The sequence below is a fragment of the Pseudomonas sp. 2VD genome, assembly GCF_005503585.1.
Lineage (GTDB): Bacteria > Pseudomonadota > Gammaproteobacteria > Pseudomonadales > Pseudomonadaceae > Pseudomonas > Pseudomonas aeruginosa.
Genome location: NZ_SCND01000258.1, coordinates 1 through 9036, shown reverse-complemented (window position 1 = coordinate 9036; position 9036 = coordinate 1). Strand labels below are relative to the sequence as shown.

The 9036-nt window shown below is 64.9% G+C and carries 7 protein-coding genes and 1 pseudogene; 7 read left to right on the top strand and 1 reads right to left on the bottom strand.

Features of this window, described 5'->3' with window-relative positions; translation table 11 throughout:
- Positions 1-252: 252 nt before the first annotated feature.
- The gene (gene qscR, locus FFS27_RS23065) at positions 253-966 is read right to left on the bottom strand and encodes a quorum-sensing transcriptional repressor QscR (RefSeq protein WP_023091923.1); all 714 of its coding nucleotides are present in this window, start codon (positions 964-966) and stop codon (positions 253-255) included.
- 761 nt (positions 967-1727) lie between these two features.
- On the opposite strand from qscR, the gene FFS27_RS23060 reads away from it, so the two are divergent.
- From FFS27_RS23060 to FFS27_RS23030, 7 genes and pseudogenes are all read left to right on the top strand, one after another.
- A complete protein-coding gene (locus FFS27_RS23060; RefSeq protein WP_003102692.1) occupies positions 1728-2495 on the top strand; it encodes a sterol desaturase family protein in 768 nt (255 codons plus the stop codon).
- Between the two features lie 5 nt (positions 2496-2500).
- Entirely contained in the window at positions 2501-3670 is a 1170-nt protein-coding gene (locus tag FFS27_RS23055; protein ID WP_003088150.1) for a hypothetical protein, read from the top strand.
- Positions 3671-3688: 18 nt separating this feature from the next.
- The gene (locus tag FFS27_RS23050) at positions 3689-4963 is read left to right on the top strand and encodes a fatty acid desaturase (RefSeq protein ID WP_003102695.1); all 1275 of its coding nucleotides are present in this window, start codon (positions 3689-3691) and stop codon (positions 4961-4963) included.
- Positions 4964-4979: 16 nt separating this feature from the next.
- Positions 4980-5603 (top strand): 2OG-Fe(II) oxygenase, encoded by a 624-nt coding sequence (locus FFS27_RS23045; RefSeq protein WP_003088147.1) that lies wholly within the window; start codon positions 4980-4982, stop codon positions 5601-5603.
- A 25-nt stretch (positions 5604-5628) separates the two neighbouring features.
- The gene (locus FFS27_RS23040; protein WP_021264667.1) at positions 5629-8058 is read left to right on the top strand and encodes a penicillin acylase family protein; all 2430 of its coding nucleotides are present in this window, start codon (positions 5629-5631) and stop codon (positions 8056-8058) included.
- On the top strand, positions 8055-8792 hold the full coding sequence (locus FFS27_RS23035; RefSeq protein WP_021264666.1) for a hypothetical protein: 738 nt from the start codon (positions 8055-8057) through the stop codon (positions 8790-8792). Before FFS27_RS23040 ends, FFS27_RS23035 begins: the two co-directional genes overlap by 4 nt.
- A pseudogene (locus FFS27_RS23030) lies at positions 8789-9036 on the top strand (hypothetical protein); the annotation flags it as partial. The gene FFS27_RS23035 and the pseudogene FFS27_RS23030, both read left to right, overlap by 4 nt.

Genomic DNA, 9036 nt, shown 5'->3' with positions numbered 1-9036 from the left:
AGCCATAACCCCTTAAAAATTACAGGTGTGGGGCATCGATTCCGTTCTATTCTTTGGCCGGTTTGCCAAGCGTCCGGAAAGTTGCACTAGCGTGCCGGACAACAGGAGGACGGGCGCAATGGCGAAGGGGGCAGCGGGGAAACGCTGCCGGTGGGAAGGCTGCGCTCAGGCAACCGGCGCAAACGCTATCCGGCCATTCGGTGAATGGCCGGACGCTTGCGCGGCGGCCTCGCTAGGCGACGAGGCGTCGATTCAGTTGAGCAGGCCGATGGCGTAGGCCTTCATGGTGGCCTCCGCCTTGTTGCTGGAGTTGAGCTTGCGCATCGCATTGACGATATGGAATTTCACCGTGCGCTGGTCGATCGACAGGATCAGGCCGATCTCGCCGTAGGTCTTGCCCACCGCGGTCCACTTGAGCATCTCGGTTTCCCTGGCGGTCAGGCGCACATTGCTTTCCGGGACGATGCGCGGCGCCAGCAGGTCGCCGAAGGTAGCCTGCAGCATGCTGGTGATCCAGAGCAGGAAGGATTCCTTCTCCAGGATTTCCGTAGCGGCGATGCTCTCGCTGGAACGCACCAGGGACAGCATGCTGATCAGCCCGTACTTGCCGCGGACCGGGATCGACCAGCCGTGACGGATGCCGTGATGCAGCGCTTCCTCCCAGAAGAAACGGTTCTCCTGGAAGTCTTCGCCATTCCAGATCAGCGGGGTGTATTCCAGGAGACCATGGCGCACGATCGGGTCGATGGATGTGTAGTCTTCGGAGATATATCTGTTTTTCCATTCCCCTGGGTAATTGGACAAGAAATGATATTTAGGCGCGGTCAGCGGGAAAGGCGCCCGCGCACCGAATGAAAAGAATTCGAATCCATAATTACCGCATATCTCGAGAACCAGGGAGAAGAACTCTTCCTCGGTTGTTATTCTTGACAAAATCTCGAGATATCCCTCTCTCTCATCATGCATGCCAGCTTCACCAGTCAACAATCGATCCCGGCAGGATTCGGTTCTTCAGCGTTTTTATTCTTTTTTGTTTCCGTCTTATCCACTCATGACAATTCCCTTTATCAAGCCGGACCTGGAAGTACATATCGCCGCCGGCCCTGTGCGGGTGTTCCGGACGAGGTCGAGCCCATTCGCCGCCCGCCGGGCGACGACGAAACGAGGCTGAAGAGAATTTCTCGATGAGCACGGACACGAGGCGCCGCGCAGGAACTGCGCTGTGCTGGAGGGGACGGCGCCCCGGATCTTTGCGGAAACCGTAGAACGGCTCTCCGATGGGCCTCACGGCGGTCTTTCTCATTGTTCTTCTCGCACGCTCCATCGTCGTCGGGAGGGCCTCCCGACAACAAACCTTGGCCCATGGCGGGCCTCGTCGACGAGGCTCCCCGGGGACCAGAAATGGCAACTACATACTTCCCCCCCTATCTCTCCGCAGATACCTGCCCGGAAGGGCAGGTTGTCCCTGCCGGGCTGTGACAATTTAATTCGACCAGGCATTTCATTGTCCGTGCCGATTTTCACGAAGCGCATTCTGAGGCAATTAAAAAGAGCGCTCCATTCGACCATGGACAAGCTATCCACGCCTGACCGAGATCGCCTTCCGAATATAGCGAAGCGATAACCGCAGCCTGCCGAGAAGTGCTTCAGACAATAAACAGGACGCTGGCCTTTCGTATCGATGAAAGTTCCGCATGGCGTCCGCCCCTAAGGAAGAGGAGATAAATATGATTTATTACTTGATCGGAGTGGCGCTATTCATCTTCATGCTGGAACAGTTGGTTCCCGGCTGGAAATTGCCCAAGGTGAGCACCTGGGTGGCCCGGGTGATCTTCCTCAACATCGTCCAGGTGTCGATCGCCCTGCTCGCCGGCATCACCTGGAACAAATGGATGATGGGGCACAGCCTGCTGCACACCTCGGATGCCCTGCCACCACTGCTGGCCGGCTTCGCCGCCTACTTCGTCAACACCTTCGTCACCTACTGGTGGCATCGCGCGCGCCACGCCAACGACACGCTCTGGCGGCTGTTCCACCAGTTGCACCACGCGCCGCAACGCATCGAGGTATTCACCTCCTTCTACAAGCATCCGACCGAGATGGTCTTCAACTCGCTGCTGGGCAGCTTCGTCGCCTACGTGGTGATGGGCATCAGCATCGAGGCCGGCGCCTACTACATCATGTTCGCCGCGCTCGGCGAGATGTTCTACCACTCGAACCTGCGCACCCCGCACGTCCTCGGCTACCTGTTCCAGCGCCCGGAGATGCACCGCATCCACCACCAGCGCGACCGCCACGAGTGCAACTACAGCGACTTCCCGATCTGGGACATGTTGTTCGGCACCTACGAGAACCCCCGCCGCATCGACGAGCCGCAGGGCTTCGCCGGCGACAAGGAGCAGCAGTTCGTCGACATGCTGCTGTTCCGCGACGTGCACAGCCTCCCCGGAAAAACCCAGCCCGCTCCCGTCCTGGTCAAGCCCGACGTCAGGTGAACGCCATGATTCCAGACATCGATTCCCGTCTCAGCCGGAACATATTGAAATCCATCTCGTATGGCCTCCCCCTCGCCGAAGTGGTCCCCGACCATACCTATGCGCAACTGGAAACGCGCCTCGGCGAACTGAAACGCAGGTATCTGGAGCTGCGCATCTCCCACGGCGCGCGCGAGCTGCCGTTCAGCAACTACCTGTTCTACCTGATCCTCCAGTCGCGCCACCAGGAATTCGACTTCAAGCTGCGCCAGGGCAACTCGGTGGTCACCAACATCCACCGCTTCAAGAGCAAGGGACGCATCCCGTCCCTGACCACCCTGCTCCTGGCCGATGCGGTCAACGCCAAGAGCGAGCTGGAACTCAAGCATCCGGACATCCCGCAGCTCGACCGCCACGCCCGCGACATCGAGCGCTGGCTGGCCGCCGGCAACGTCATGCCGCCCAGCGAGCGGGCCCTGCGCGGCCTGGTGGAGGCGCTGGAGCGCGCCGCTGGCGAAGGCCGTCCGTTGCACCTGGTGAGCGCGGTATGCCCGGACTACTCGCACTCCAGCGATGCCGAGGGCAAGCCGCGCTACACCTTCGAGCGAGTCGGCGACCAGCCCGGTCTGGCCGGCGCCAAGCTGGTCAGCGCCGGGCAGGCGGTGGCGGAGCTGGCCAGGGCGCGCCAGGTGGAAATCCGCCACGCGATCCTCGGCGGCGAGTTCGAATACCTGTCGTTCAACCGCAACCCCGCCACTGGCGAGACCCGCGAGGGTTTCCTCGGCAAGGTCGAGCGCCAGCTCGAGCGGATCGCCGGGGCCCTGCCCTGCCCGGCCGCGACCTGCTCGTTCTTCGAGATGTGCGGCGGCGAGGACGGCTGGCACCGGGCCCACGGCGAGATCGTCCAGCGCCTGGAACAGGGCGACTACGGCCAGACCGGGCTGGACTACCCGGCCCTGGAATCGATCTTCCTGTCGCGCCTGCCGCTCTACGAGAAATGGTTCGCCAGCCAGTCGCGCGAGCAGATCTGGGCCAGCTTCGTCTCCCAGGCCGCCGAGTACGCATTGATGGGAAAACTCTTCGGCGAGCGCTTCGACAACTTCGTCGTGCTGGCCGTCGATCACTACCGGATGGAGCCGTTCTACTCGTTCTTCGCGACCGTCCCGACGCTCTACATCCGAACCGACTACCTGTAACGAGGGAGCGCCTGCGCCATGCAAGATGAACTGTTCAAGACCCGATACTCCAAGTACGGATACGGCATCGACGTGCGCCGTACCTACAAGGACCTGCCCTGCCAGCCGTTCTGGACCTGGGTCACCGGCAAGTCGCTGAACGACCGCCCGCCGCGACGGCCGAAAGACACCCTGCTCAAGCCCTGGCAGCTCTACCTGCACATCAGTTGGGGCTACGCGGTGTTCTTCCTCGCGGTGATCTACGGCCAGCAACTGCTCGCCTCGCAGCAGCCGCTGTGGCTGAAGTGCCTGCTGGGCGCGCTGATCATGTGCCTGGTGGTCAACCGCCAGCGTGGCTTCCTCCATACCTTCCACTACACCACCCATGGCGCCAGCCTGGAGAACAAGGCGCTGGCCCGCTTCACCTGCAAGTGGATCCTGTCGATCCCGATCCTGCACACCCCGCGCGACGAGTACGTGAAGCTGCACGTGAACGAACACCACAGCGTGCGCACCTTCAATACCGAGCACGACGTCGACCTGGTCTTCATGAAGCAGCACGGCTTCTACAAGGGCATGTCCGAAAGCGCCTTCTGGACCCGCCTGGTGCTCGCGCCCTTCCATCCGGCGCGGATCCTCGAGCACCTGAAATTCCGCTTCGACGTCAGCTTCGTCTCCGCCCCGCGCCACGAGCGCGTCAGCCGGGCGCTCTACTGGGCCGCGCTGCTCGGCCTGGTGTACGCCAGCGGCTACCTGGAGGCGTTCGCGCTGTTCTACCTGTTCCCGATCTTCATCCTCACCCAGTACTCGTCGTGGATCCAGCACGTCTCCGAGCACCTCTGGTTCGCCCGCAACGAGCACGGCCTGCCGCGCTTCCTGCACTACGGCTCGCTGAGCTGGGGACGCTTCCTCGGCCGCCCCTATCCGGCCGACAAGCAGGGCCTGGCCTTCGCCCTGGCGTTCGTTCGCTGGAGCCTGGGCGTGCTGCTGATCGACATCCCGCTGCGGGTGTTCTCCTTCATGCAGGACCTGCCCAGCCACGACTTCCACCATCGCAAGCCGGGAGTGAACTTCTGGCGCATCGCGCCGGAGCGCGCGGCCAACGAGGCGCGCCCCTCGAAGTTCGGCCCGATGACCGAGACCTGGGGCATGTGGGAGAACTTCCTGATCCTGCGCGACCACCTCTGCCGCGGCCAGTCGGACCCGTTCGGAATCGTCGACTGGTACCGCGAGAACCATGCCCGGCTCGCTCCGGAGACCGATGCCGCCAACCAGCCCCACACCAACCAACCCGCATCCCAGGCTACCGCCTGATCACACAGGAAACCCCATGAATACTCAGATTGCCCAGATCACCCAGAGTCTGGCAGCCAACGGCTGCGCCTATATCACCCCCAGCGACGCGCTCTACGACGAGCAGGACTGGGAACTGATGAACCAGGTCCTGGCCAACTCGACCCTGCCGTGGGAGAAGATCCTGATCGGCGACGCCGACGAGGAGAACGACCTCTACGTGGCCCGTTTCATGACCGACCGCGACCGTCCCACGGTGGTCAACCATGCGCTGTCGGAGCTGATCATCCCGCGCGTCTGCAACGACAACGTGATGAGCCTGTTCCGCAAGCTGATGGGCGACGACGCCTTCTACGTGCGGCGCATGCAGGTGAACCGGATGAAGGCCGGCTCGTTCATCGGCCGGCACCTGGATACCGACAGCAACCCGGACTACCAGTACTCCATTGTCCTGCAGCTCGGCACCTACTTCTCCGGCGGCCAGTTCGTGGTCTACGACCGCGATGGCAACCTGCGCAACGACATCAAGCCGGAGCCGCGCTCGGTGATCATCAGCGATTGCAGCTATCCCCACGAGGTCCAGCGGGTGACCGCCGGCGAGCGCGTCTCGCTGGTGTTCTTCGTCAGTCGCCATGCGGACCGGAACCGGCGGGTCTATTGACCCGTCGGCGTGGAGACTCGAAGCGATGTCGAAGAACGCACGTTACGCCTGGCGCCTGTCCCTCGGCGGCCTGCTGCTGGGGCTACTGGCCTGCGCGGTCTACCTGCTGGCCGTCCCGCTGGGCTTCAAGTACGGCGAGATCCAGGTCGGTCATGGCCTGGAACACGAGGGGCGGATCGCCTGGGACGCCGCCGGCGTCCCGCATATCCGCGCGCAGAACCTGGAGGACGGCTATTTCCTGCTCGGCTACAGCCACGCCAGGGATCGCCTGTGGCAGATGGAGTTCGCCCGCCGCTATGCCGGCGGGACGCTCTCCGAAGTGTTCGGCGCCAAGACCCTGCCGATGGACAGGTTCGCCCGCACCCTGGGCTTCCGACGCACCGCCGAGGGCATCTACGCCAACCTGGACGCGCCCACGCGCGTCCTGCTGCAACGCTACAGCGACGGGATCAACGCCTATCTGGGGCTGGCCCCGGCGGCGCTGCCGCTGGAATTCAGCCTGGTGCGCCACGAACGGCCGGGGCCTTGGGGGCCGGTGGACAGCCTGTCCCTGCACCTGCTCTATTCCTGGACCCTGAGCGCCAACCTGGGCATGCAGTTGCAGCGCCTGGCGCTGGCCGAGCACCTGGACCTGGCGCGGATCAACGAGGTGTTCGCCCCCTATCCGGGCGAGCGGCCGCCGGCCACCCGCGACTACACCAGCCTGTACCGCTCCCTGCACGGCACGCCGGACGCCGGCAAGCTGCTGGGGCAACTGCCCGGTTCCAACGTCGAGGGCATCGGTTCGAACAACTGGGTGGTCTCCGCCAGCCGCAGCGCCACCGGCAAGCCGCTGCTGGCCAACGATCCGCACCTGCGCCTGACCAACCCGGCGGCCTTCTACCTGGCCAGCCTGAAGATCCCCGGCCTGAGCCTCACCGGCGCCAACTTCGCCGGCGCCCCGCTGTTCGTCATCGGCCATAACCAGCGCATCGCCTGGGGCTACACCAATACCGGCTCGCACATCCAGGACGCCTACCTGGAGCGCGTCGATCCCCAGGACCCGCGGCGCTACCTGACCCCGGACGGCTACCGGCCCTTCGAGACGCGCCTGGAACGCATCGCCGTGCGCGACGGCGAGACGGTCTCGCTGGAGGTCCGCAGCACCCGCCACGGCCCGGTGATCAGCGACATCTACGAACCGGCGCGGCTGCCGCAGGCGCAGCGCGACCGGCTGGTGATCGCCCTCGCCTGGACCGGCCTCGACCGTCACGACAAGACCTTCCCGAGCCTGCTGGCGATCAACCGGGCCGAAGGCTGGGAACAGTTCCTCGACGCCGCCGCCGACTTCGGCGTACCGCCGCAGAACATGGTCTATGCCGACGTCGAGGGCAACATCGGCTACGTCTCCGCCGGTCGCGTACCGCTCCGCGGCGCCGACGACGACCTCCATGGCCTGGCCCCCTCGCCCGGCTGGGAGAGCCGCTACGACTGGGTCGGCTACGTTCCGGAAAGCGCCAAGCCACGCAGCCTCAACCCCCGCGAAGGGTTCATCGCCACGGCGAACCAGCGCATCGTGCCGCCCGACAATGCCTTCGACTTCGGCCACGACTGGGTCCTGCCCTACCGCTACGAACGCATCCGCGAGTGGCTCGGCGGCCCCGGCCAGCGCACCCTGGAAGACAGCCTGGAGTTGCAGAACGACGAGTTCTCCAGCGTGATGGCGAGCCTGTTGCCGAAGATGCTGGAGCAGGTCAGCGACCCCGAACTGCGCGCCAGCGAGGCCTTCGCCCTGCTCCAGGGCTGGAACCACCAGGCCGCCGCCGACCTGGCCGCGCCACTGATCGCCGGCTACTGGGTACGCGCCTTCACCCGCGAGCTGCTGCAACCGAGGATCGGCACGCAGTTGCTGGCCAGCGGCTGGAACCAGCGCAACTACGACGGATTCCTCCGGCTGATCCTCGACGGCCAGGCCGACCTGCGCTTCTGGTGCGGCCAGGAACAAGGCTGCGACCTCAAGCTGAACCAGTCGCTGCGCCGCGCCCTCGACGAACTGCGAGCCGCCCACGGAAGCGCGCCGAGCGGCTGGAAGTGGGGCGAGGCGCACGCCGCCCTCGCCGAGCACGTGCCCTTCCACAAGACCCCGTTGCGCGCGCTGTTCGACCTGAAGAACAACAAGGGCGGCGACAACTTCAGCGTCAACGTCGGGCGCTTCGACTACAGCGACCCGGCCAACCCGTTCAACACACGGATCGCCGCGACCCTGCGGATGGTCATCGACCTGGCGGACTTCGACAACTCGCGCTACGCGCTGTCCACCCGCAATTCCGGCCTGCCGTTCGACGGCGCCACCGATCTCAACGAACTCTGGGCCCGCGGCGCGTACATCCGTATCGCCGACGACGCCCCCGACGCGACGGACCGCCAGTTGGTCCTGCGCCCTTCAGCCTCTTCCTCCGGCGAGCCACGACCATGACCAGCGATCCGCAGAAAAACGCCTTCGACCTCGACTACTCCAGCCGCGAACGGCAGTTCCCCGAGGGCTTCAAGCGCAAGATAGTCGCCGACCTGCAAGAGGGAATGCCGCAGTTCGACGTGCTGCAATACTTCGGCAACCAGCCGGATATCTTCGAGACCTACGACCACCTGGTACTGGCGACCGATCCGGAGGGCGAACGGATCATCGGCATCCTGGGCGCGAAGGACTTCGTCCGCGGCGCGACGCGTTTCCTCTACCTGTGGACGGCGATGGTGGTCGACCGCTACCACCGCACCAGCCTGTTCAAGCGGATCAACCAGTTCTTCCTGCGCCAGGTCAGCGAGCGCAACGGCGGGCTGCCGCCACTGATCGTGGCGAAGACCTACAACCCTGTGGTCTACAACATGTTCCGCGCCCTCAGCGCGCGGATTCCGGGAGCGACGCTGTACCCGGACCTGGAAGCGCCGCGCCAGAACCCGGACATGGTCGACCTGGCCCTCGACGTGGTCGGCACGCTGTCCGCCAACCTGCGCCTGGATGCGGAAACCGGCCTGATACCCGGCGGGCAACGCAGCGTCGCCCCGGATTTCTTCCCGCGCATGGCGATGTCCAGCCACGCCAGGACCAACGACCACTTCGTCGCCCACGTCGGCAGCAGCGACCAGATCCTCTGCATGGTCCGCCTCGCGCCCGGTGCCGAACCCTACGTGCAGCAGAGGATCATCCGGTGAGCGGACTCGCGCAGCGCTCCGACGACCCGTGGCTGGCGGCGCTGCCGGCCGCGGTGCTCTACGGCGCCTGGGCGGCCTATGCCAACCAGGACGGCGGCCTGGCCGGGATGGGTGTCGCCGCCCTGCTCCAGGGCGCCGCGAGTCTCCTGGCGACGCGCTTCGGCCTGTACCTGTTGCAATGTCTCGGCCGCCGCCACGGCCTTGCGCAACGCCAGGCGCCCCTGCTGGTGGTGCTCCTGCTGAC

Coding starts and splice junctions, on each gene's coding strand:
- FFS27_RS23045 (WP_003088147.1), top strand. CDS start 4,980: ATGAATACTCAGATTGCCCAGATCACCCAGAGTCTGGCAGCCAACGGC.
- FFS27_RS23040 (WP_021264667.1), top strand. CDS start 5,629: ATGTCGAAGAACGCACGTTACGCCTGGCGCCTGTCCCTCGGCGGCCTG.
- FFS27_RS23050 (WP_003102695.1), top strand. CDS start 3,689: ATGCAAGATGAACTGTTCAAGACCCGATACTCCAAGTACGGATACGGC.
- FFS27_RS23035 (WP_021264666.1), top strand. CDS start 8,055: ATGACCAGCGATCCGCAGAAAAACGCCTTCGACCTCGACTACTCCAGC.
- qscR (WP_023091923.1), bottom strand. CDS start 966: ATGCATGATGAGAGAGAGGGATATCTCGAGATTTTGTCAAGAATAACA.
- FFS27_RS23060 (WP_003102692.1), top strand. CDS start 1,728: ATGATTTATTACTTGATCGGAGTGGCGCTATTCATCTTCATGCTGGAA.
- FFS27_RS23055 (WP_003088150.1), top strand. CDS start 2,501: ATGATTCCAGACATCGATTCCCGTCTCAGCCGGAACATATTGAAATCC.